Origin of the sequence: Variovorax sp. (assembly GCF_035634955.1) — a bacterium.
Taxonomy (GTDB): Bacteria; Pseudomonadota; Gammaproteobacteria; order Burkholderiales; family Burkholderiaceae_C; genus Variovorax.
On the sequence record NZ_DASQBZ010000020.1, the window covers coordinates 249,775 to 273,126 of the forward strand.

At 69.4% G+C, this 23,352-nt stretch carries 21 protein-coding genes; 19 read left to right on the forward strand and 2 right to left on the reverse strand.

Annotated features, from left to right (window positions below; all coding sequences use genetic code 11):
• Positions 1-24: 24 nt before the first annotated feature.
• On the reverse strand, positions 25-984 hold the full coding sequence (locus VES41_RS10530) for a tripartite tricarboxylate transporter substrate binding protein (RefSeq protein WP_324816400.1): 960 nt from the start codon (positions 982-984) through the stop codon (positions 25-27).
• A 165-nt stretch (positions 985-1,149) separates the two neighbouring features.
• Here VES41_RS10530 and VES41_RS10535 point away from each other — a divergent pair, with 165 nt between their 5' ends.
• From VES41_RS10535 to VES41_RS10550, 4 genes are all read left to right on the forward strand, one after another.
• Positions 1,150-1,884, forward strand: coding sequence for a GntR family transcriptional regulator (locus VES41_RS10535; protein ID WP_324816402.1), 735 nt, complete (start codon positions 1,150-1,152; stop codon positions 1,882-1,884).
• Positions 1,885-2,064: 180 nt separating this feature from the next.
• A complete protein-coding gene (locus VES41_RS10540; protein WP_324816403.1) occupies positions 2,065-3,141 on the forward strand; it encodes an NAD/NADP-dependent octopine/nopaline dehydrogenase family protein in 1,077 nt (358 codons plus the stop codon).
• Positions 3,128-4,150, forward strand: a complete 1,023-nt coding sequence (locus VES41_RS10545) for a 3-hydroxybutyryl-CoA dehydrogenase (protein ID WP_324816405.1) — start codon at positions 3,128-3,130, stop codon at positions 4,148-4,150. The genes VES41_RS10540 and VES41_RS10545 overlap by 14 nt, the downstream gene beginning before the upstream one ends.
• A 13-nt stretch (positions 4,151-4,163) precedes the next feature.
• On the forward strand, positions 4,164-4,979 hold the full coding sequence (locus VES41_RS10550; protein WP_324816406.1) for an alpha/beta hydrolase: 816 nt from the start codon (positions 4,164-4,166) through the stop codon (positions 4,977-4,979).
• Between the two features lie 4 nt (positions 4,980-4,983).
• On the opposite strand, the gene VES41_RS10555 is transcribed toward VES41_RS10550, so the two are convergent.
• On the reverse strand, positions 4,984-5,544 hold the full coding sequence (locus VES41_RS10555) for a MarR family winged helix-turn-helix transcriptional regulator (RefSeq protein ID WP_324816408.1): 561 nt from the start codon (positions 5,542-5,544) through the stop codon (positions 4,984-4,986).
• Positions 5,545-5,618: 74 nt separating this feature from the next.
• Between VES41_RS10555 and VES41_RS10560 the strand changes: the two genes are divergently transcribed.
• The 15 genes from VES41_RS10560 (at position 5,619) to VES41_RS10630 (ending at position 23,334) form a co-directional block, all read left to right on the forward strand.
• Positions 5,619-7,829 carry an indolepyruvate ferredoxin oxidoreductase subunit alpha gene (locus tag VES41_RS10560; RefSeq protein WP_324816410.1) on the forward strand — a complete coding sequence of 737 codons (2,211 nt, stop codon included), beginning with the start codon at positions 5,619-5,621 and terminating at the stop codon, positions 7,827-7,829.
• A gap of 29 nt (positions 7,830-7,858) precedes the next feature.
• Positions 7,859-9,379 (forward strand): indolepyruvate oxidoreductase subunit beta family protein, encoded by a 1,521-nt coding sequence (locus tag VES41_RS10565; RefSeq protein WP_324816411.1) that lies wholly within the window; start codon positions 7,859-7,861, stop codon positions 9,377-9,379.
• A 24-nt stretch (positions 9,380-9,403) separates the two neighbouring features.
• Entirely contained in the window at positions 9,404-10,402 is a 999-nt protein-coding gene (locus VES41_RS10570) for a PDR/VanB family oxidoreductase (protein ID WP_324816412.1), read from the forward strand.
• Between the two features lie 39 nt (positions 10,403-10,441).
• Positions 10,442-11,770 carry an aromatic ring-hydroxylating dioxygenase subunit alpha gene (locus tag VES41_RS10575; protein ID WP_324816413.1) on the forward strand — a complete coding sequence of 443 codons (1,329 nt, stop codon included), beginning with the start codon at positions 10,442-10,444 and terminating at the stop codon, positions 11,768-11,770.
• Positions 11,767-12,261, forward strand: a complete 495-nt coding sequence (locus tag VES41_RS10580) for an aromatic-ring-hydroxylating dioxygenase subunit beta (RefSeq protein ID WP_324816414.1) — start codon at positions 11,767-11,769, stop codon at positions 12,259-12,261. The genes VES41_RS10575 and VES41_RS10580 overlap by 4 nt, the downstream gene beginning before the upstream one ends.
• Before the next feature lie 8 nt (positions 12,262-12,269).
• Positions 12,270-13,895 carry an AMP-binding protein gene (locus VES41_RS10585; RefSeq protein ID WP_324816415.1) on the forward strand — a complete coding sequence of 542 codons (1,626 nt, stop codon included), beginning with the start codon at positions 12,270-12,272 and terminating at the stop codon, positions 13,893-13,895.
• On the forward strand, positions 13,892-15,061 hold the full coding sequence (locus VES41_RS10590) for a thiolase family protein (protein ID WP_324816416.1): 1,170 nt from the start codon (positions 13,892-13,894) through the stop codon (positions 15,059-15,061). Before VES41_RS10585 ends, VES41_RS10590 begins: the two co-directional genes overlap by 4 nt.
• Positions 15,058-16,314 carry an SDR family NAD(P)-dependent oxidoreductase gene (locus VES41_RS10595; RefSeq protein WP_324816417.1) on the forward strand — a complete coding sequence of 419 codons (1,257 nt, stop codon included), beginning with the start codon at positions 15,058-15,060 and terminating at the stop codon, positions 16,312-16,314. Before VES41_RS10590 ends, VES41_RS10595 begins: the two co-directional genes overlap by 4 nt.
• A gap of 19 nt (positions 16,315-16,333) precedes the next feature.
• Positions 16,334-17,137: a cyclase family protein gene (locus VES41_RS10600; RefSeq protein WP_324816419.1), complete on the forward strand. Its 804-nt coding sequence runs from the start codon at positions 16,334-16,336 to the stop codon at positions 17,135-17,137.
• Between the two features lie 4 nt (positions 17,138-17,141).
• Positions 17,142-17,882: an SDR family NAD(P)-dependent oxidoreductase gene (locus tag VES41_RS10605; RefSeq protein WP_324816421.1), complete on the forward strand. Its 741-nt coding sequence runs from the start codon at positions 17,142-17,144 to the stop codon at positions 17,880-17,882.
• A gap of 124 nt (positions 17,883-18,006) precedes the next feature.
• Entirely contained in the window at positions 18,007-19,167 is a 1,161-nt protein-coding gene (locus VES41_RS10610; RefSeq protein ID WP_324816423.1) for an ABC transporter substrate-binding protein, read from the forward strand.
• Between the two features lie 5 nt (positions 19,168-19,172).
• Positions 19,173-20,318, forward strand: coding sequence for an ABC transporter substrate-binding protein (locus VES41_RS10615; RefSeq protein WP_324816424.1), 1,146 nt, complete (start codon positions 19,173-19,175; stop codon positions 20,316-20,318).
• Between the two features lie 19 nt (positions 20,319-20,337).
• Complete coding sequence (locus VES41_RS10620) at positions 20,338-21,669, forward strand: aromatic ring-hydroxylating dioxygenase subunit alpha (protein WP_324816425.1); 1,332 nt, start codon at positions 20,338-20,340, stop codon at positions 21,667-21,669.
• Positions 21,666-22,151 (forward strand): aromatic-ring-hydroxylating dioxygenase subunit beta, encoded by a 486-nt coding sequence (locus VES41_RS10625; protein ID WP_324816426.1) that lies wholly within the window; start codon positions 21,666-21,668, stop codon positions 22,149-22,151. Before VES41_RS10620 ends, VES41_RS10625 begins: the two co-directional genes overlap by 4 nt.
• Before the next feature lie 25 nt (positions 22,152-22,176).
• Positions 22,177-23,334, forward strand: coding sequence for an ABC transporter substrate-binding protein (locus VES41_RS10630; protein WP_324816428.1), 1,158 nt, complete (start codon positions 22,177-22,179; stop codon positions 23,332-23,334).
• The last annotated feature ends 18 nt before the right edge of the window (positions 23,335-23,352 follow it).

Consider the following 23,352-nt stretch of genomic DNA (forward strand, 5'->3'; position numbering starts at 1 on the left):
CGGGAACAGGAAAGGAATGCGTGGCTAGCGGCGGATCAGGTTCACCGCGTCGGTCCAGTGCTTGGCGTCCTCCTTGACGAAGGCATCGAAGGCGGCGTGGTCGAGATAGGCTTCCTCGCCGCCGGCGTTGGCCATCCGCTCCTTCGTGTCGGCGGCGTCGGTGGAGCGCCTGAGCGCATCCGACAGCCGCGCGATCACCTGCGGCGGCGTGCCGGCCGGCGCGTGCAAGCCGTACCAAGACAGGGCCGTGGCTTGCGGGAACCCGGCCTCGGCGATGGTCGGCACGTCCGGCAGGCGGGGCGAGCGGCGGTCGCTCATGTTGGCAAGCGCGCGGATGGCGCCCGACTGCACGTGCGGATAGGCCACGCTCGACGGCAGCACCGCGAACGCGAACGATCCGTTGATCAGGTCCGGCACCATCGGCGGCGCGCCCTTGTAGGCCACGGCCTCCAGCTTGACGCCGGTGCTGGCACGGAGCAGCTCGGTTGCCATGGTCTGGGTGGTGCCGGTGCCGCCGTCGCCGTATTGCATCGGGGGCGACGCCTTGCGCGCCATGGCGACGACGTCCTTCACGCTCTTTGCCGACGACTTCGCGGACACGACGAGATAGCTGGGCGACAGGCTGAAACGGCCCACGGCCGCGAAGTCCTGGGGCTTCCAGCGCAGCTTGTCTTCCAGCAGCGGCGCCGTCACCAGGAAAGGCGCGGAGACCAGCAGGGTGTAGCCGTCTGCCGGGGCACGCGCGACGTACTCGGCGGCGATGCTTCCGGAAGCTCCCGGCTTGGCCTCGACCACGATGGGCTGGCCGAGTTCGGTGGCCATGCGCTGGGTCGCCGCGCGCGTCTGGACGTCGACCACGCCGCCGGCCGCGTAGGGAACGATCACGCGAATCGGCCTGGACGGAAAGGCGTCCTGGCTCCAGGCGAAGCCGGCGGGCAGGGTGGTGGCGAGCGCGCAGGCGGCCGCGGCGATGGTCCTGATCATGATGGCGATGTCTCCGAAAGGTGGGCTCGGTGGCAGGCGGGCGAGCCGCGCGAAACGCGGCCCGGGACGCGCATGATGCCGCATCCTGTCATGACAGGTTTAGGGATTTTCACCTAAGCTATCATGACAGGTTGGCGGCATCGTTGCCGCGCAACACCTGAGCCGATGCAAGACACGACGCGCGCCACCCCGCTTCCGCTGTTCGCCCGGATCGAGGCGACGCTGCGCCAGCGCATCCTCGACCGGCAACTCGCCGCGGGCGACAAGCTGCCCTCGGAGGCAGAACTGGAGCAGGAGTTCGGCGTCAGCCGAATCACCGTGCGCCAGGCCTTGTCGGCGTTGCATGCCAACGGCTTCATCCGCAAGGTCAACGGCAAGGGCAGCTTTGTCACCCGCCCGCATGAACTGCCGCAGCTGGGTGGGCTGACGGGCTTCTACGAGCACATGCGAGCCAAGGGCCGCGCGGCCCACGGCCGGACGCTCTCGTTCCGCCGCGACGCCACCGCCCCGCCGCATGCAATCCGTGCCCTGCGCATGGCGCCCGGGGAACGGGTGAGCGCGCTCACCACGCTGCGGCTGGTGGATGGCCGGCCGCTGGCCGTCGGTACGTCATGGGGCGCGCCCGACCTCATGGAGGCACTGCGCCGGCAGGACACCGAGTCCAACGACATCATGACGCTGCTCGAAGGCACCCTGGGCCACCGCCTGAGCAGCACACACATCGAGACCGGCGCGACGCGCGCGGGCAAACGCCGCGGCGCGCTGCTCGAAGTGCCGGAAGACGAGCCGTTGCTGCGGATCTGCTTCACGCCGCACGACATGAACGACCAGCCGCTGACCCATTCGGAAATGTTCTTTCGCGGCGACCAGTTCAGCTATCGCGCCATCATCCGGCGCTGAGTGGAGCCGGCCCGGTCCTGTCCGGCCCGGGCGCCGGGCACGCATGCGATCGTCAGCAGGTCAGGGCAAGACTCATTGACACATGAATATTTGAAAAGTAATGTACTTGGGCCGGCGTCACCGCATGCGGCGGCCGCGCCCCTGTCGGGCGTGCCAGCTCAACCAATCGGATGTTCATTGATGAAAATCGCAATCCTGGGCGGGGGCCACGGCTGCTACGCCGCCGCCGCCGACCTGTCCGAGGCCGGCCACGAGGTGCGCCTCTGGCGCCGCGACGCAACCGCACTCGCTGCCGTGCGGCAGGCCGGTTCGACCATCCGGCTCAAGGACGCCGAGGGCGAGCGCGACGTGCGCATCGCCATGGCCAGCGGCGACATTGGTGAGGCCATGCGCGGCGCCGAACTCATCGTCATTCCGTCGCCGGCGATCGCGCAGGCGGACATCGCGCGGGCCATGGCGCCCCACCTGGCCGACGGGCAGGTCGTGTTCCTGCCGCCGGGCACGTTCGGCAGCTACGTGATGGCGCGGATCGCGCGCGACGCCGGCAGCCGCGCCGACGTGGCATGGGCCGAGACCGGCACGCTGCCCTACCTTGCACGCAAGCATGGCGAGCGCGAGGTGAACGTCACCATTCGCGCCATCCACCTGCCGACCGGCGTGTATCCGGCGCGCAAGGAGATGGAGGCCATCGAGCGCATTCGCATGGCCTATCCTGCGGTGCACGGCTGCGGCGACGCGCTGTCGGGCGCGCTGATGAACGCGGGCCCGGTCATCCATCCGCCGCTCATGGTCATGAACGCCGCGCCGCTGCAGCATTTCGAGCGCTGGGACATCCACAACGAGGGCACCCAGCCCGCCGTGCGCGCGGTCACCGACCGGCTCGACGCCGAGCGGGTGGCGGTGCGCGAGGCGCTGGGCCACGCGGGCCCGCACTATCCGCTGGCCGATCACTACAACAACGACAAGTGGATGTACGGCGACGCGCACAAGAAGCTCGTGAAGTCGGGCGACTGGCGCGAGCACATCGACCTGCACGGCCATCGCTACATCACCGAGGACACCGAGCTCGGCCTGGCGTTCCTGGCTTCCGCGGCGCGCTACGCCGGGGTGGACGCGCCGGTCGCGCATGGCTTGCTGGCCATCGTCGGCGGCTTCCTCGGGCGCGACCTGCGGCATGGCCCGCGCACGCTCGACGCACTGGGTCTTGCGGCGCTGTCGCCCGAGGCACTGAAAGAGCGGCTGCATGACGGCGCCTGAAGCCGCGGCTGCGCGCGTCGCGGCGGTGGGCGCCGGCCGAATGGGGCGCGGCATCGCCATTGCCTTTGCGTATGCCGGCCATCGCGTGTCGCTGATCGACCTGCGCCAGCGCACCGACCAGGCCTGGGACCGCCTCGCGGACGAGGCCCGTGGCGAGATCGAGGCGAGCCTGTCCGGCCTCGCGGCACTGGGCATGTTCGCGCCGGCACTGGTGCCCGCCATCGCGGCGCGGGTGGAGCTGGTGCGCGCCGATGCGGCGCCCCGCGCGCTGGCCGCCGCCGAGCTGGTGTTCGAAGGCGTGCCGGAGACGCTCGAGGCCAAGCGGGAGGCGTTCGCGGTCATCAATGCGCATTGCCCTGAACACGCGATCCTCACCAGCACCACCAGCAGCATCCTGGTCACGCAGATTGCGCAGTTCGTGCATCGGCCCGAGCGCTTTCTCAACATCCACTGGCTCAATCCGGCCTACGTCATCCCGGTGGTGGAACTGAGCCGGCATCCGGGCACCGATCCGGCCGTGCTGGAACGCGCCAAGACCCTGATGGAGGAGATCGGCAAGCTGCCGGTGGTCTGCGGCCCCACGCCGGGCTACATCGTGCCGCGCTTGCAGGCACTGGTGATGAACGAGGCGGCACGCATGATCGAGGAGGGCGCCGCCACCGCGGAGGAGATCGACAAGGCGACGCGGTATGGCCTCGGCCTGCGCTTCGCCGCGCTGGGGGTGGTGGAGTTCATCGATTTCGGCGGCGCCGACATCCTGCACCACGCCAGCCGCGAGATGTCCGCCAGCATCGACGCGGCCCGCTACCAGGCGCCTGCAATCCTCGAGCGGATGATCGGCGATGGCCGGCTGGGGCTGAAGTCCGGCGGCGGCTTCTACGACTATGCCGGGCGCGACGTGCGGGCCTACCGCGACGACGTGCTCATGCGCACGCTGGGCATGCTGCGGCACGCCGGCCTGTGGCGCCCGCCGGCCGATAGCGCGGCAGGCTCGCAACCCGCGCCCTGAGCACGGTACCGCCATGAACGCGCCCGCGATCCGCCGTGCCTTCGCTGATCTGCCGGTGGGGCAGATCCATTACGCCAGCAGCGGCGCGCCGTCGGCGCCGGCCGTGCTGCTGCTGCACCAGAGTCCGCGCAGCTGGGCCGAGTACCGGGAGGTGCTGCCCATCCTGGGCCAGCATTTCCATGCGATCGCGATGGATACCGTCGGCTTCGGAGATTCCGCCCCGCCGCCGTGGCCGGCCAGCATCGAGCGCTGGGCCGGCGTGGCCGCGGATCTGCTCGAGGCGTTGGGCATCGGGCGCGCCCACGTGGTGGGCCATCACACCGGCGGCGTGATCGCCGTGGAGCTGGCCGCGGCCTTCCCGGGCCGCGTCGCCTCGCTCGTGCTGTCGTCCACGCCGTATACCGACGCGCAGTTCCGGCTGGCGCGCGCGCAACGTCCGCCGATCGACGCCGTCGAGCGCCAGGACGATGGGTCGCACCTGCTGCAGATGTGGCGCAACCGCCAGGGCTTCTATCCCGAAGGACAGCCGCGCTTGCTCGAGGCATTCGTGCTGGACGCGCTCAAGGCCGCCGGCGACATCGAGGGCGGCCATCGCGCGGTGGCCGGCTACCGGATGGAGGAACGCATCGGTCGCGTCGTGCAGCCCGCGCTCATCGTGCGCGCGCCGCTCGATCCGTTTGCGTCGCCGCACGCGCAGGAACTGGCGGCCCGATTGCCGCAGGCGCGTATCGTCGACGTCGAAGGCGCCATGGTGCCGCTGCCGGACCAGTTGCCGCAGGCATTCGCCCGGGTAGTGCTCGACTTCCTGCTGGCGCAGCCGGTGGCCTGAAGGCTCAGGCCGCGCTGCCAGGCTCGTCGTCTTCGCCGTCGCTGCCGCCGCCGGCGTCGGGCGCATGCTGGTGCAGTTCGATCATGCGCCGCAGCGTGTCTTTCAGGGCCTCGGCCGACTGCAGGCCGAACGGCTCCAGCACGCGGCGCTCGTGCTCGCGCGCCAACTCCATCAGGTGCCCCACGGTGCGTTCGCCGGCGTCGGTGATGCGCACCAGGGTGATGCGCCGGTCACTCTCGTGGGGCAGGCGTTCGACGTGTCCCTTGGCCGCCATCCGGTCGAGCATGCGCGTGACGGTCGGCTGCTTCATCACCGACACCTGCGCCAGCTGTCCGATGCTGATGGCCGCGCCGCCCGCGAGCGAGGCCATCACCCGCCATTCGGAGACCGAGAAGCCGTGCCGCCGCGCCACCTCGTGGAACTCGGACGAGATCAGATGGCTCGCCTGCGCCAGCAATGCGGCCAGGTAGTCCTCGACGAAGCGCCGCGGCGGCGCCTCCGTCCCCGTGCTGCCCCGCCGTACCGGCGCATCGGGCACGCTGCTTGCGTGTCTAGGGTTATTCATGATTGTGGATAGATTCAGGACTAAAGAATATACGGGTCCCGGGCCGATGCGTCCGAGGGTTTTCAAGGAGCACCATGGCTGAGCGGTCCTTTGTCGAGGAAGTCAAGAAGCTGAAGCTGGGCGCCGGCGACGTCTTCAGCGGTGAAGGCATTCTGGCCGTGACCAAGGCCCTGCTGGAGTCGGGCGTGGCCTACGTGGCCGGCTACCAGGGTGCGCCCATCTCGCACCTGATGGACGTGCTGGCCGACGCGCAGGACATCCTGGCCGAGCAGGGCATCCGTTTCGAGAACAGCGCCAGCGAGGCCACGGCTGCTGCCACGCTGGCGGCATCGGTCAACTACCCGCTGCGCGGCGCGGTCACCTTCAAGGCGACGGTGGGCACCAACGTGGCGTCGGACGCGTTGGCCAACCTGGCCTCGGGCGGCGTCACCGGCGGGGCGCTCGTGATCGTCGGCGAGGACTACGGCGAGGGCTCGTCGATCATGCAGGAGCGCAGCCACGCCTTCGCCATGAAGTCGCAGATCTGGTTGCTCGACCCACGGCCCAACCTGCCTTCCATCGTCGAGGCAGTCAAGGCCGGCTTCGAATTGTCCGAGGCCAGCCGCACGCCGGTGATGCTGCAACTGCGCATTCGCGCCTGCCACGTGCACGGCCAGTTCGTGGCCGGCGACAACCGGCCGCCCGCCTTCACCCTGAAGGACGCGCTGGAGAATCCGCGGCGCGACGTCGGGCGCATCGTGCTGCCGCCCGCCAGCTTCGTGCACGAGCAGGAAAAAGTGCGCGAGCGCTGGCCCGCGGCAGTGAAGTTCATCGAGGAGCGCGGCCTCAACGAGTTCTTCGCCGACGGCACCGACGACCTGGGCGTGATCGTGCAAGGCGGCAGCTACAACACCGCGCTGCGCGTGCTCGAGCGCCTGGGCCTGGCCGACGTCTACGGCAACTCCAAGGTGCCGCTGTACGTGATGAACGTGGCCTATCCGGTCATCGACAGCGAGGTGCTGCGCTTCTGCAGCGGCAAGCGGGCAGTGCTGATGGTCGAGGAGGGGCAGCCGAACTTCGTCGAGCAGAACGTGGCCACCATCCTGCGCCAGGCCGGCGTGGCGACGGCGCTGCATGGCAAGGACCTGCTGCCGGTGGCCGGCGAATACACGGCGGCCGTGGTGCTGGCCGGCGCGCGCGCCTTCTTCGAGAAGTACGGCCGCCTGCAGCCGCAGCCCAGGCCCGAGCCGGTGCGCAAGGTGATTCCGGTCAAGGCCGTCGCGGCCGACCCGGCGCCGGTGCCGACGGCGCAGGCCGCGATGCCCGAACTGCCGGAGCCGGCGCAGCCGATCGAGGCGGTGGTGCATGCGCGCCCGCCGGGCTTCTGCACCGGCTGCCCCGAACGACCCATCTTCAGCGCGATGAAGCTGGTCGAGCGCGAGCTCGGGCCGCACCACATCAGCGCGGACATCGGCTGCCACCTGTTCTCCATCCTGCCGCCGTTCCACCTGGGCAACACCACCATGGGCTACGGCCTTGGCGCGGCCGGTGCGGCGGCGCTGAACGTGCCTTCGGGCAAACGCGCCATCTCGGTGATGGGCGACGGCGGCTTCTGGCACAACGGCCTGACCAGCGGCATCGCCAACGCGGTGTTCAACCGAAGCGACAACCTCACCGTCGTGGTGGACAACAACTACACCTCGGCCACCGGCGGGCAGGACATCCTGTCGTCGAACGCGCACAACGCCACGCGCAGCACCGGTCACGAGATCGAGCGGGCCGTGCGCGGCGTTGGCGTCAAATGGGTGAAGACGCTGCGCCGCACCTACGACGTGGCCGGCATGCGCGACGCACTGCGCGAGGCACTGACCACCCGGGAAAAAGGCCCGAAGGTGCTGGTGGCCCAGTCCGAATGCATGCTCAACCGCCAGCGGCGCGAGAAGCCGCTGGTGCGCAAGGCGCTTGCCAATGGCGAGCGCGTGGTGCGAGAGAAGTTCGGCGTCGATGCCGACACCTGCACCGGCGACCACTCCTGCATCCGGCTGTCGGGCTGCCCGTCGCTGTCGATCAAGCCCAACCCCGACCCGCTGCGCACCGACCCGGTGGCCACCGTGCTCGACAGCTGCGTGGGGTGCGGCAACTGCGGCGAAGTCTCGCACGCAGCCGTGCTGTGTCCGTCCTTCTACAAGGCGCAGGTCATCAGCAACCCGAATGCCTTCGAGCGCTGGCGCGCTCGCCTGCGCACTCGCCTCATCGCCTGGATGCAGCGCGGCGAGGCCAGGCGGCGCGCCCGCCTCGCGTTCTGAGCGCGGCACCACCGGAAAGCAAGACCACGATGAATGCCGCACAACCCATCAAGATCGCGATCCTCGCCATGGGCGGCGAGGGCGGCGGCGTGCTGGCCGACTGGATCGTCGACCTCGGCGAGCACAACGGCTACTTCGCGCAGACCACCTCGGTGCCCGGCGTGGCGCAGCGCACCGGCGCCACCATCTACTACGTCGAGCTGTTTGCGCGCGCGCGTGCCGAAGCGGACGGCGGCCGGCCGGTGCTGGCCCTGATGCCGCTGCCCGGCGACGTGGACGTGGTGCTGTGCTCCGAGCTGATGGAAGCCGGCCGCGCGGTACAGCGCGGACTGGTCACGTCGGACCGCACCACGCTGCTGGCCTCCACCCACCGCGTCTATTCGATCGCCGAGAAGGCCGCCATGGGCGACGGCCGAGTCGACAGCGAGCAACTGCTTGCGCATGCGCGGCGCGCCGCCAAGCGCTTCATCCGTTTCGACATGGCACGTGCGGCCGAGGAAGCCGGCAGCGTGATCAGCGCGGTGATGTTCGGCGCGCTGGCAGGCTCGGGCGTGCTGCCCTTCGGCCGCGCGCAGTTCGAGGCGACCGTCGAGCGCGGCGGCGTGGGCGTCAAGCCCAGCCTGCGCGCCTTCGGACAGGCCTTCGAGCGTGCGCAGCGCGATGGAGACGGCGCCGATGCCGATGCCGTGGCCGGCCTGCAGCCCGGCCTGGCGGCCGAGGCTCCGAAGCCGGCCCACCCCGGGGTGCGCGCGCTGGTCGAACGGGTGCAGCGGGAATTTCCGGCCGAGCCGCGGGGCCTGATGCTCGAAGGCGTGCGCCGGCTGATCGACTACCAGGACCCGGCCTACGCCGGCGTCTACCTCGACCGCCTCGCGGCCGTCGCCGCGCTGGGAGTGGAGGACGGCCAGCGGCTGCTTTGCGCCACTGCGCGCCACCTGGCGCTGTGGATGGCCTATGAAGACACCGCCCGCGTGGCCGATCTCAAGACCCGCGGGACCCGCTTCGAGCGCGTGCGCGGCGAAGCCGGCGTGCAGGACGACCAGCTCGTGGCGATCAGCGAGTACATGCATCCGCGGCTGCAGGAGATCTGCGAGACGCTACCCGGCGGCGTCGGCCGCTGGCTGATGGATTCGGGCGCGCCGCGCCGGCTGGTCGAACGCATGACGCGCAAGGGCCGGGTGGTCAAGACCAGCACCGTGCGCGGCTACATGCTCCTGCGCTGCGTGGCAGCCGCGCGCCGCTGGCGCCGCAGCACCACGCGCTTCGCCCAGGAGAACGCCCGCATCGAAGACTGGCTGGCGCGCATTGCCCAGGCTGCCGGCACCAACCCCGCGCTGGCGCTGGAAATTGCGCAGTGCCAGCGCCTGGTCAAGGGCTACAGCGACACGCACGAACGCGGGGTGCTGAACTACGAACTGCTGATGGCAGCCGCGCTGCGGGCCGGCCCGAGCCTGGCGCCGGCGACCCTGCGCGAGCTGCGCGATGCCGCGCTGGCCGACGAGCACGGCCATCAGCTGCGTGCCAAGCTGGCGCAGTATGCGCTGGATTGAACGCCAACCGGAACACGAAGCACCATGCCGAACGAATCCGCCGCTCCGCTGCAACTGCGCGTGAGCGAGGCGCGCAGCCTCAATCCGTTGATCCGCCTGCTGCGCCTGGCCGCGCCCGACGCAGCCGCGCTGCCGGGATTCTCCGCCGGCGCGCACATCCGCGTGCAGGTTACGCTGCCGGATGGTCGGGCCGACTGGCGCCACTACTCGCTCATCAACCCGGTCGCCGCCGCTGGCGCGACCGATGCGCCCACCGAATACGTGATCGCCGTGCGGCGCGAGGATGAAGGACGCGGCGGCTCGCGCTTCATGCACGAGAACGTGCAGCCAGGCGACATGCTGACGATCGAGCCGCCCCGGAACGACTTCGGGCTGCACGAGGGCGGCGCGCGCGCCGTGCTGGTCGCCGGCGGAATCGGCGTCACGCCCATGCTGAGCATGGCGGCCCAGCGTTGCGCACAGGGCGCGCCGGTGCGCATGCACTATGCCGGCCGCAGCCGCGCGCTGATGGCTTTCCTGCCCGAACTGCAGTCGCTGCTCGGCGACCAGCTGGTGGTGCACGCGGACGACGAGGCCGGCGCGCCGCTGGACATCGCGGCGCTGCTGGATGCCTGCGCGCCCGACGACCGCCTGTACGTCTGCGGCCCCAAGGTGATGCTCGACGCCGTGCTCGCGGCTGCCCGGGCCCGCGACTGGAACACGCACGAGCGTGTGCACTTCGAGCTGTTCACCACGCCCGAGGTCGAGGAGGGCGACCAGCCGATCGAGCTGGTGCTGGCGCAATCCGGCCAGACCTTCACCGTGCCGGCCGACCAGACCATCCTGGACTGCCTGATCGAGCACGGCTGCGACCCGATGTTCGACTGCAAGCGCGGCGAATGCGGCGTGTGCGCCACGCCGGTGATGGAGGGCGAGATCGACCACCGCGACTACGTGCTCACCGCCCGCGAGAAGGCCGAGGGCAACGTCATGCAGATCTGCATCTCGCGCTGCAAGGGCAAGCGGCTCGTGCTCGACCTGTGAGCCACGCATGAAACGAGAGTGCCGGAAGGACCCAACACGATGACCACCTACCGAGACAACCCCGACGCCATCCGCGCGCTGGTGCAGCCCGACCGGGTGCACCGCGACCTGTACATCAGTCCCGAGCTGTTCGAGCTGGAGCAGGAGCACTTCTTCGCCAACACGTGGAACTTCGTGGGCCACGACAGCCAGTTGCCCAAGCCCGGGGACTACATCCAGGCCGACATTGCGGGGCGGCCGCTGATCGTGGTGCGCCACACCGACAACTCGGTGCGGGTGATGATGAACCGCTGCGCCCACAAGGGCTCGCGGCTGGTGAGCGCCCCATGCGGCAACACCGGCAAGTTCTTCCGCTGTCCCTACCACGCATGGACCTTCCGGACGGACGGGTCGCTGCTGTCGATCCCGCTGAAGAACGGCTACGAAGGCACGCAGCTGCACGAATGCGAATCGGCCAAGGGCCTGGTGGCGCTCAAGAACGTGCGGCTGTACCGCGGCTTCATCTTCGTCAAGATCAACGACGTGGGCCCGGACTTCGAGGAGTACTTCGGCGAATCGCTGACCTCCATCGACAACATGGCCGACCGCTCGCCCGAGGGCGAACTGGAGATCGCCGGCGGGTGCCTGCGCTTCATGCACCAGTGCAACTGGAAGATGTTCGTCGAGAACCTCAACGACACCATGCACCCGATGGTGGCGCACGAGTCGTCGGCAGGCACCGCCAAGACCATGTGGGCCGGCCAGCCCGCCGAGGCGCCCAAGCCGATGGCCATCGAACAGTTCGTGCCGTTCATGTCGGACTACAAGTTCTTCGAGGACATGGGCGTGCGCGTGTTCGACAACGGCCACAGCTTCTCGGGCGTGCATTTCTCCATCCACAGCAAGTACTCGGCGATTCCCGGGTACGACGCGGCCATGGAGGCGGCCTACGGGCCCGAGCGCAAGGCGCAGATCCTCGGGCTGGCGCGCCACAACACGGTGTACTACCCCAACCTGACGATCAAGGGCGCGATCCAGTCGATCCGTGTGCTGCGCCCGATCGCCGTGGACAAGACGCTGGTCGAGAGCTGGACGTTCCGCCTCAAGGGCGCGCCACCCGAACTGCTTCACCGCACCACCATGTACAACCGGTTGATCAACTCCCCGTTCTCCGTGGTCGGCCACGACGACCTGCAGGCCTACCGCGGCATCCAGGCCGGCCTGCACGCCAGCGGCAACGACTGGATCAGCCTGCACCGCAACTTCGACGCGTCCGAGGCCGCGCAGAAGGACGTGACCGCCATCGGCACCAGCGAGATATCCATGCGCAACCAGTACCGCGCCTGGGAGCGCTACATGACAGCAAGCATGCAAGGGGGTGCGCGATGAACGGCACGGCCGGCGGCGTGACGCGCCAGGACCTCATCGACTTCGTGGTGCGAGAGTGCCGCCTGCTCGACGACAAGCGCTACGAGGACTGGAATGCGCTGTTCACCGACGACGCCTACTACTGGCTGCCGCTGGTGCCGGGCCAGGAAGACCCGATCGAGCACACCTCGCACCTGTACGAAGACAAGCTCCTGCGCGAACTGCGCATCGAGCGCCTGAAGAGCCCGCGCGCGTTCTCGCAGCAGCCGCCCAGCCGCTGCCACCACCTGCTGCAATTGCCGACGGTCGAGGAATTCGACGACGCCGCCGGCCGCTACCTGGTGCGCACCGAGTTCCATTACACCGAATCCCAGGGCGACGAGCTGCAGTTCTACGTGGGCACCTTCTTTCACCACCTGGCCCGAGTGGACGGTGCACTGCGCTTGACGCTCAAGCGCGTGAACCTCCTCAACTGCGACGCGGCGCTGCCTGCCGTGCAGCTGTTCATCTGAAAGACGACATGCACGCCACTGTCCATGACGTCTTTGCCGCCACCGCGGCGCGCACTCCGCAGGCCGATTTTCTCTACACCGAGCCGGTCACCGCGCAGACCTACGGCATCGCCGCCGGCGCGCTGGCCTGGGGCACCGCGGCGGCCGAGGTCGCGCGCCTGCGCCAGGCGTATGCCGCGGCGGGTTGGGGCCATGGCCACCGCGTCGGCCTGCTGCTGGAGAACCGGCCGGCATTCCTGCTGCACTGGTTCGCCCTCAATGGCCTGGGTGTGAGCGTGGTGCCCATCAATGCCGAGATGCGGTCGGCCGAGCTGGTCTACCTGATCGGCCACAGCGAGATCGGCCTGGCCGTGACGCTGCCCGGGCGCGCCGACGACCTGAAATCCGCCGCCGAACAGGCCGGCCTCCCATTCGCCACGATGGGCGCCGACGATGCGAGCGTGCCTGCGGCGCGCACCCCTGCGCCGCGCGCCGCGGAGCCGGTCGGCGCGGACAGCGAATGCGCGCTGCTCTACACCTCCGGCACCACCGGCCGACCCAAGGGCTGCATGCTGTCGAACGCCTACTTCCTGCGTGCAGGCCAGTGGTATGCGCAGCTCGACGGCGCCTGCAGCATCCGCCCCGACGCGGAACGGGTGATGACGCCGCTGCCGCTCAACCACATGAACGCGATGGCCTTCTCCACCATGGTGGTGCTGGTCGCCGGCGGCTGCCTGGTGCAGCTGGACCGGTTCCATCCGAAGACCTGGCTGTCGAGCGCGCGCGAGAGCGGCGCCACCATCGTCCACTACCTGGGCGTGATGCCGGCCATGCTGCTGGGCGCCACGGCGGCCCCGGGCGACCGCAACCACGCCATCCGCTGGGGCTTCGGCGCCGGGGTCGACCGCAAGAACCACGCGCCGTTCGAAGAGCGCTTCGGATTTCCCCTGGTCGAGGCCTGGGCCATGACCGAGACCGGCGCCGGCGCCTGCGTGATGGCGCACCGCGAGCCGCGCGGCGTGGGCACCGCCTGCTTCGGCCGACAGCCCGATTTTCTGGAGATCAGGCTGATCGACGAAGAGGGGCGCGACGTGACCGTCGACATGCCCGGCGAGCTGCTCGTGCGCTCGGCCGGCGGCGATCCGCGCCGCTATTTCTTCTCCGGCTACCTCAAGGACGAGGCGGCGACCAGCGAGGCCTGGGCCGGCGGCTGGTTCCACACGGGCGACCTCGTCAGGCGCGACGCGCAAGGCAACTTCTACTTCGTGGACCGCAAGAAGAACGTGATCCGCCGCAGCGGCGAGAACATCTCCGCGGTGGAGGTGGAGAGCGTGCTCAACCAGCATCCGGCGGTGCAGGCCTCGGCCGTCGCCGCCACGCCCGACGAGGTGCGCGGCGACGAGGTGCTGGCCTGCATCGTGCTGCGCGACGGCGTGAAAGCGGCCGACCAGGCGGCGCTGGCGGCCGACATCGTGCAGCTTGCGCTCGATCAACTGGCCTACTACAAGGCCCCGGGCTGGGTAGCCTTCGTGGATGCGCTGCCACTGACGCCGTCGCAGAAGATCCAGCGCGGGCAACTGCGCGACATGGCGCGCCAGCTGCCCGGCAACGCCACCTGCGTGGACACCCGCGCGATGAAGCGGAGGCAGGGATGACCCGCCGCCAGTCCTACGAAGGGGTCGCGGTCGCGGTGCCCGTCACGGTGCCCTACGTACGCTATTCCACGCACAGTGCCCACTGGTTCATCGGCCACGCGCTCGATGCGCTGGTCAAGGCCAGCGGCATCCGCAAGGACGACATCGACGGCCTGTGCCTGTCGAGCTTCTCGCTGGTGCCGGACACGGCGGTGGGCGTGACGCAGCACATGGGCCTGTCGCCGCGCTGGCTGGACCACGTGCCCACGGGCGGGGCCTCCGGCGTGATGTGCCTGCGGCGCGCCGCCCGCGCGGTCCAGTCGGGCGATGCCGACGTGGTGGCCTGCGTGGCCGCCGACACCAACCATGTCGATTCGTTCCGCCAGACGCTGGGAAGCTTCTCCAACTTCGCGCGCGACGCCACCTACCCGTACGGCTCGGGTGGGCCCAATTCGATCTTTGCCTTCATCACCGCCAACTACATGCGCACGTACGGCGCGAAGCGCGAAGACTTCGGGCGCATTGCCGTGGCGCAGCGGCACAACGCGCTGGCCAACGCCAATGCGCTGTTCAAGAAGCCGCTGACGCTCGACGAATACATGGGCGCGCGGCCCATCGCGGACCCGATCCACCTGTTCGATTGCGTCATGCCCTGCGCCGGGGCCGAGGCGTTCCTGGTGATGACCGAGCAGCGCGCGCGCGACCTCGGCCTGGCGCACGTGGTCATTCGCGGCGCCATCGAGCGCCACAACGCCTACGCCGAAGACCCGGTGATGGTGCGCGGCGGCTGGGGCGTGGACCGCGCCGACCTGTACGCGCAGGCCGGCATCGCACCGGCCGACCTGGACTTCATCCAGACCTACGACGACTACCCGGTGATCGTGATGATGCAATTCGAGGACCTGGGCCTGTGCGAGAAGGGCGAGGGCCCGGCCTTCGTGCAAACGCGCGGCCTGACCTACGACGGCGACATGCCGAACAACACCAGCGGCGGGCAACTGTCCGGCGGCCAGGCGGGCGCGGCCGGCGGCTTCCTGGGCATGACCGAGGCCATCCGCCAGCTCACCGGACAGGCCGGGGCGCGCGCCGTCAAGGATGCCGCGGTAGGCCTGGTGGCTGGCTTCGGCATGGTGACCTATGACCGCTGCCTGTGCACCGGCGCCGTGATCCTGGGGAAACCGCAATGACCATGCCCCTGATGCGCCCCAAGCGCAAGAACCCGGTGCTGCGCACGCGGCAGATGAACCTGCCGCCGTGGCAGCGCACCCGCATTGCCCTTGGCATCACCGCCGCGGCGGCGCAGGGCCGCTTCGAACTGCAGGTGTGCGACGACTGCGGCGCGGTGCAGTACCCGCCGCGCGAGGCCTGCCACAAGTGCCTGTCGCCGCGCCTGCACTGGCGCGAGCAGACCGGCGATGGCGAACTGCTGGCGGTCAGCACGCTGCACCACAGCAACGACCTTTTCTTCCGCGAGCGCCTGCCCTGGCGCCTGGGCCTGGTGCACCTGGACGCTGGCCCGACGCTGATGGTGCACCTGCACGGCGAGGTGCCGGGCGAGGCGCCGGCGCGCGTGCGCGTGGGTGCCCGCCTGGACCGGGCGGGACAGGCGGTATTGATTGGATTTCCTCAGGACGGGAGTGCCCACATGGCCGACGACAAGATGCTGCGCGAGATGACCAGCGACCCCAAGTTCCGCAAGGTGCTGGTGACCGACGGCAAGACCGCCGTCGGCCAGGCCGTTGTGCGCGCCCTCGTGGCCGCCGGCGCGGACATCGTCTGGGTCGGCCATGCCGAGCCGTGGAAGAACTTCGGCGGGCTCGAAGACATCACCGCGCTGGCGCAGGTTTCGCTCGTGCCGCTCGACCTGACCAACGAACGCTCGGTCAGCCAGCTGGCCGGGGCCATCGGCGGCAAGGTGGACATCGTGGTCAACACCGCGGAGGTGCACCGTACCTTCGGCATCGGGGCGCGGCGCGGCACCGACGTGGCGCGCGCCGAGATGGACATCAACTACTTCGGCCTGCTGCGCCTGGCGCAGGAGTTCGGCCCCGCGCTCAAGGGCCGCTCGGCCGACGGCGCGACGAGCGCCACGGCGTGGGTGAACCTGCTGTCGGTCTACGCGCTGTCCAACTTCCCGCCGCACGGCACGTTCAGCGCCAGCAAAGCGGCGGCGCATTCGCTCGCGCAGTGCCTGCGCGCCGAGATGCGGCCGGCAGGCATCCGGGTGATCAACGTCTACCCGGGCCCGATCGACGACGAATGGAACCAGCACATGCCGCCGCCCAAGGTGGCGCCGTCGGCACTGGCGAATGCCATCGTCAAGGCGCTGCGCGATGGCGTCGAAGACGTCTACCCCGGCGACGTGGCCCAGGAATGGCTCGAGCGCTGGCGCGACGACCCGAAGGTGCTCGAGCGCGAACTGGCCACCAACGGCGGATGAACAAGCAAGGACACAAGCCATGACCACAAGCACCACGACGAGGCCCGCCGGCCTGCTCGGCCAGCTGGCCGGCGCACTGGCGAGCGGCGGCATCCGCGTGATCGACCTCACGCAGACGCTCACGCCGGAGTTTCCGCAGATCGCGCTGCCGCCCGAGATGGGCCAGTGCTGGCCGTTCCGCATCGAGGAGGTTTCGAAGTACGACGACCGCGGCCCGGGCTGGTACTGGAACAACTTTTCCTGCGGCGAGCACACCGGCACCCACTTCGACGCGCCGATCCACTGGATCTCGGGGCGCGACCTGCCCAACAACTCGGTGGACACCATCCCGGTGCAGAACTTCGTCGCGCCGGCGCACGTGATCGACTGCTCGGCGCAGGTCAAGGGCGACCCCGACTACCTGATGACCGTGGAAGACATCGAGCGGCACGAGGCAGCGCATGGCCGCATCCAGCCCCGTCAGTGGGTGCTGATGCGAACCGACTGGTCCAAGCGCCAGGACCCGGCCGCCTACCAGAACTTCGACGAAACCGGCCAGCACACGCCGGGCCCGTCGAGCGAGGCAGTGCGCTTCCTGGTCGAGCAGCGCGACGTGCTCGGATTCGGCTCCGAGGCCATCGGCACCGACGCGGGGCAGGGCTATCACCTGCGCCCGCCGTATCCATGCCACTACCTGATGCACGGCACCGGGCGCTTCGGCCTGCAGTGCCTGTCCAACCTGGACTTGCTGCCGCCCGTGGGGGCGGTGCTGATCTGTCCGCCGCTGAAGATCGAGAAGGGCAGCGGCAGCCCGCTGCGCGTGCTGGCCATGGTGGAGGGCTGAACCGATGACTGATTCGAAGACGATCGAGCGCGTGGCATTGGTGACCGGCGGCAGCGCCGGCATCGGCAAGGTGATCTGCGAGCACCTGCTGGCCAGTGGCTGCGAGGTGATCTCGCTGGCGCGCCGCAAGACGGAGATCGCGCATCCGCGCCTGCACAGCATGGAGGTGGACCTGATGGACCGGGCCGCCACGGTGCAGGCGGCCGGCGAGGTGGCCGCCCGCTTCGCGGTGAACACGCTGGTGCACAACGCCGGCGTGATCCGTGGTGCGCTGGTGTCCGACGTGAAGCTCGAGGACCTGGACGCGCTGGTCGACCTGCACCTGGGTTCGGCCATCGCGCTCACGCAGGCGGTGCTGCCCACCATGCGTGCGCAGCGCTTCGGGCGCATCGTGCTGCTGTCCTCGCGCGCGGCCGTCGGTGCGGTCACGCGCACCAGCTATTCGGCCACCAAGGCCGGGATGATGGGCATGGCGCGCACCTGGGCGCTGGAGCTCGCCCCCGAGGGCATCACCGTCAACGTGGTGGCGCCCGGGCCGGTGCGCACCGACATGTTCTACGACGTGATCGAGGCGGGCAGCGACCGGGAACGGGCCTTGCAAGCGTCCATTCCCGTGCGCCGACTGGGCGAATCCGCCGACGTGGCGCGCGCCGTGGATTTCTTCGCCGATCCGGCCAACAGCTATGTGACCGGGCAGGTGCTGTACGTGTGCGGCGGCACCAGCGTCGGCAGCCTGGTGCTGTAGGCCGTAGGTAGTTCCCCTTTCTCGTCAGCGCCGCATTGCGTTGATATGCTTTAGTCGTAAACAATTGAGAATTCATGTTTGTGATCGCCGCAGCAGGGCGGCGCCAACCAGGAGCACCCGCACCATGAGAATCGCTTCACGTTCCTTCTGTCTGCGTACCGGGCTGGCCCTGGGCCTGGGCGCCCTGGCGGTCGCCAACGCGTGGGCCGCCGACCTCAAGGTCGGCTTCATCACGTCGCTGTCCGGCCCGGTGTCGTCGCTGGGCATTCCGTACGAGAAGGGCATCAAGGCGGCACAAGCCTACAAGTCGGAAGTGGCGGGGCACAAGATCCAGATGATCTCGCTCGACGATGCGTCCGACCCGAGCACGGCGGCGCGCAATGCCCGAAAGCTGATCGATGAGGACAAGGTCGACGTCATCATCGGCACGGCGGGCTCGCCGGGCGCACTGGCCATCGCCGCCGTGGCGCGCGAGACGAAGACCCCGCTGATCTCCATCGCCAACGCCAACCTGCCGGGCGAGGCCGGCGCGTGGATGGTCACGCTGCCGCAGCCTGCGCCCCTGATGGTCAGCGCGGTGGTCGAGCGCATGAAGCAGTCGGGCGTCAAGACGGTGGGCTACATCGGCTTCTCCGACGCGTGGGGCGACCTGGTCTACGACGCGCTGCAAAAGAGCGCCGGGCCGGCCGGCATCCAGGTGGTGAGCAACGAGCGCTACGCCCGGGGCGACAGCTCCGTGGCCGGCCAGGTGCTCAAGATCGTGGCGCTGCGTCCCGATGCGGTGATCACCGGAACCTCCGGCACGCCGGGTGCGCTGCCGTACATCGCGCTGGCCGAGCGCGGCTACAAGGGCCAGATCTACGGCATGCACGCGTTGATCAACCCGGACTTCGTGCGGGTGGGCGGCGCCGCCGTCGAGGGACTGCTGGCACCCACGGGACCGGTGATCGTCGCCGAGCAGCTGCCCGACAGCAACCCGATCAAGAAGGTGTCGCTGGCGTTCCGCGACGCCTACCAGAAGGCCAACGGCTCCGCGCCGACGGACGCCTTCTCGGCCTACTCGTTCGATGCGTGGCTGGTCATGCTCGACGCGGCTTCGCGCGTCAAGGGCGAGCCCGGCACGCCCGACTACCGCGTCGCGCTGCGTGATGCCATCGTCAGCACCAAGGAGCTGGTCGGCACGCACAGCGTCTACAACTTCAAGCCGGACGACCGCTACGGCTCGGACGAGCGCTCGCGCGTCGTGGTCCGCCTCGAAAAGGGCAAGTGGGTGCTGGTGAAGTGAACGAGATGACGAACCGAACCCTGCGTACCCTGGCGCTGGCCGCCGTCGCGCTGGCCGCTGTCCAGGCCTTTGCTGCCGACCTGAAGGTCGGCGTCGTCAGCTCGCTGTCGGGCCCGATCGCGGCGCTGGGCATTCCCTACGAGAAGGGCATGCGGGCGGCGCTGGCCCAGTACCCGACGATCGCCGGCCACAAGGTCCAGCTGATCGTGCTCGACGATGCGTCCGACCCGACCACCGCCGGGCGCAATGCGCGCAAGCTGGCGGTCGACGACAAGGTGGACGTGCTGATCGGCACCTCCGGCGTGCCCGGCGCCATGGCCATTGCAGCGGTGGCGCGCGAAACGAACACGCCGCTGATCTCGCCCACGCCGGTGGTCATTCCGGGCGACGAGGGCGCCTGGACAGTGACCGTGTCGCAGCCGTTCGGCCTGATGGTCAGCGCGGTGGTCGACCAGATGAAGAAGTCGGGCGTCAAGACGGTGGCCTACATCGGCTTCTCCGACGCGCTGGGCGACCTGGCCTACGACTCGCTCGTCCAGGCGGCCAAGCCTGCCGGCATCGAGGTGGTGGCCAACGAGCGCTATGCGCGCAGCGATTCGTCCGTGGCCGGGCAGGTGCTCAAGATCGTGGCCAAGCGGCCGGATGCGGTGTTTGCCGGCAACTCGGGCACGCCCGGCGCGTTGCCCTATCTGGCGTTGGCCGAGCGCGGCTACAAGGGCCGCATCTACGGCACGCACGGGCTGATCAACGCGGACTTCGTGCGCGTGGGCGGCAGCGCCATTGAGGGCCTGCAGGTGCCCAGCGGGCCGGTGCTGGTGGCCGACCAGCTGCCGGACAGCAACCCCATCAAGAAGGTCTCGCTGGCGTTCCGCGACGCCTACCAGAAGGCCAATGGCGCGGCGCCTGTGGATGCCTTCTCGGCCTACACCTACGACGCGTACCTGGTGCTGATGGATGCGGCGGCGCGGGCCAAGGGCGAGCCCGGCACGCCGGAGTTCCGCAAGTCGCTGCGCGATGCCATCGTCACCACCAGGGAGCTGGTGGGCACGCACGGGGTCTACAACTTCAAGCCGGACGACCGCTATGGCTCGGACCAGCGCGCCGTGGTGATCGTGCGCATGGAAAAAGGCCAGTGGAAGCTGGTGCCCTGACGTCGCGCGACCGACCACGATGTACCGCGATCATCCCGAGCGCATTCGTGCCCTGGTGCAGGAAGACCGGGTACACCGCGACCTGTACCTGAGCGAGGAACTGTTCGGCCTGGAGCAGGAGCAGTTCTTTGCGAACACCTGGCAGTTCATGGGCCACGCCAGCCAGGTGCCCGGCGCCGGCGACTACGTGGCGCAGGAAATTGCCGGCCGGCCGCTGGTGATGGTGCGACAGGCCGACGGCAGCATTCGCGTGCTGGCCAATCGCTGCGCGCACAAGGGCACGCAACTGGTGAGCGACCCTTGCGGCAACACCGGCAAGTTCTTCCGCTGCCCCTATCACGCCTGGACCTACCGGCTCGACGGCTCGCCTCTGGCGGTGCCGATCAAGGCGGGATACGAGGGCACGCGCATGGCGCAGTGCGAATCGGGGCAGGGCATGGCGCCGGTGCGCCACGTGGCGGTGCACCGCGACTTCGTGTTCGTGCGGCTGGCCGACGAGGGGCCGGCCTTCGAGGACTATTTCGGGGAGGTGCTGCGCGCCATCGACAACATGGTCGACCGCTCGCCGCAGGGGCGCCTGGCCGTCGCCGGCGGGGTGCTGCGCAACGTGATCCAGTGCAACTGGAAGATGTACCTGGAGAACATCAACGACACCGTGCATCCGCTGTCGACCCACGAGTCGGCCACGCGCGCGGCGCAGGCGCTGTGGGCCGGGCACGCGCCGGACGAGCCCAAGCCGATGGCGATGGAGCAGATCCTGCCATTCGGCGCCGGCTACGAGTTCTTCGACCAGATGGGCGCGCGCGTGCTGCCCCACGGCCACAGCGTGCTGGGCACGCGCTTCTCGATCCATTCCGGCTACGCCCAGGTGCCGGAGTACGAGGCCGCCATGCGTGAGGCGCACGGCGACGAGCGTGCCGCAGAGATCCTGCAGCGCTCGCCGCAGAACGCGGTGTTGTTTCCGAGCCTTTCGGTCAAGGGCTCGCCCCAGGCCATCCGTGTGATCCGCCCGCTGGCGGCCGACCGCACGCTGGTCGAGGCCTGGGCCTTCCGCGCCGAGGGCGCGCCCGAACTGCTGGCGCAGCGCTCGATGAACTACAACCGGCTGGTGTTCTCGCCCATGTCGGTAGTGGCGCATGACGACGTCCACCTGTTCGAGAGCATCCAGCGGGGCCTGCGCGCACCGGGCAACGAATGGGTCAGCCTGCATCGCGGCCATCGCAGCGGCGAGTTCGGTGGAGATCAACCGCAGCAGGCGCAGGACACGAACGGCACCAACGAGTTGCTGATGCGCAACCAGTTCCGGGCCTGGGCGCAGTTCATGACATTGCACATGGAGGCGGCCGCATGAACGAGTTCACCGAGATCGGCCTGTGCGATTTCGTCGCACGCGAGGCCGCCCTGCTCGACGACGGGCGCTGGGACGACTGGCTGGCACTGTTCGCCGACGACGGTCACTACTGGGTGCCGCTGCTCGGACGCGCCCAGCACGACCCGCATTCGCACAATTCGATTGCCTACGAGGATCGGCTGATGCTGCAGCTGCGCGTCGACCGCCTGAAGGATCCGCGCGCCCATTCGCAGCACCCGGCCAGCCGCTGCCAGCATGTGCTGCAGAACTCGCGGGTGGAGCAGCTCGACACGCAGGCCGGCAGCGCCACCTTGCGCACGCCGTTCCTGTACATCGAGGCGCGCGGCGAGCAGCAGATCCTGCTGGCCGGCAGCTACCACCACGTGCTGGCGCGCACGCCCGACGGTCCGCGCATCCAGCTCAAGCGGATCGACCTGCTGGGCGCCGAGCGCGCGCTGCCGGCGGTGCAACTGTTCATTTGACCGATCAACACTCCAGGAGCCCGCGATGAAACGCTTGATGAAGTCCATGACCCGCTACGCGCTTGCCGCGGGCTTGACTGCCGCGATGTCGGCCGGTGCGCTTGCGGCCGACCTCAAGGTCGGCCTCAGCGTATCGCTGTCGGGGCCGAACTCCTCGCTCGGCGTGCCGTACTCCAAGGGCATGCAGGCGGCGCAGAGCTACAAGGGCGAGGTGGGCGGACACAAGATCCAGCTGATCGTGCTCGACGATGGCAGCGACCCGACCACTGCGGGCCGGAACGCGCGCAAGCTGATCGAGGAGGACAAGGTCGACGTGATCATGGGCACCTCCGGCGTGCCGGCGGCCATCGCCATGGCACAGGTGGCCAAGGAAACCAAGACGCCGATGATCGGCCTGACGCCGATCGCGCTGGACCCGGCCGACAACGACTGGGTGGTGACGGTCGCCCAGCCCACGCAACTGATGGTGGACGCGGTGGTCGAGCGCATGAAGCGCAACGGCGTCAAGACGGTGGGCTACATCGGCTTCTCCGACGCCTGGGGCGACCTGGTCTATGCCGCGCTGAACAAGGCGGCCGACAAGGCGGGCATCAAGGTGGTGAGCAACGAGCGCTACGCGCGCGCCGATGCGTCCGTCACCGGCCAGGTGCTGAAGATCATCGCCCTCAAGCCGGATGCGGTGATGACCGGCGGCGCCGGCACGCCCGGCGCGCTGCCGTTCCTGGCGCTGGCCGAGCGCGGCTACAAGGGCGGCATCTACGGCCAGCACGGGCTCATCAATCCGGACTTCGTGCGCGTGGCCGGCAGTTCCGCGCAGGGCGCGCTGATGCCCACCGGCCCGATCATCGTGGCCGAGCAATTGCCCGAGGGCAGCCCGACGAAGAAGCTCGGCCTGGACTTCCGCGCCGTGTTCCAGAAGGTCAACGGTACGCCCACGACGGACGCGTTCTCGGCCTATTCGTTCGACGGCTGGATGGTGTTCGCCGACGCCGCGGCCCGGGCCAAGGGCGAGCCGGGCACGCCGGCATTCCGCCAGTCGCTGCGCGACGCCATCTTCTCCACCAAGGAGGTGGTGGGCACGCACGGCGTCTACAACTTCAAGCCGGGCGACCTGTCCGGCGTTGACGAGCGCGCCCGCGTGATCGTCAAGCTGGACAACGGCAAATGGGTGCTGGCACCTTGAGCGGCCGGTCGATCGGGA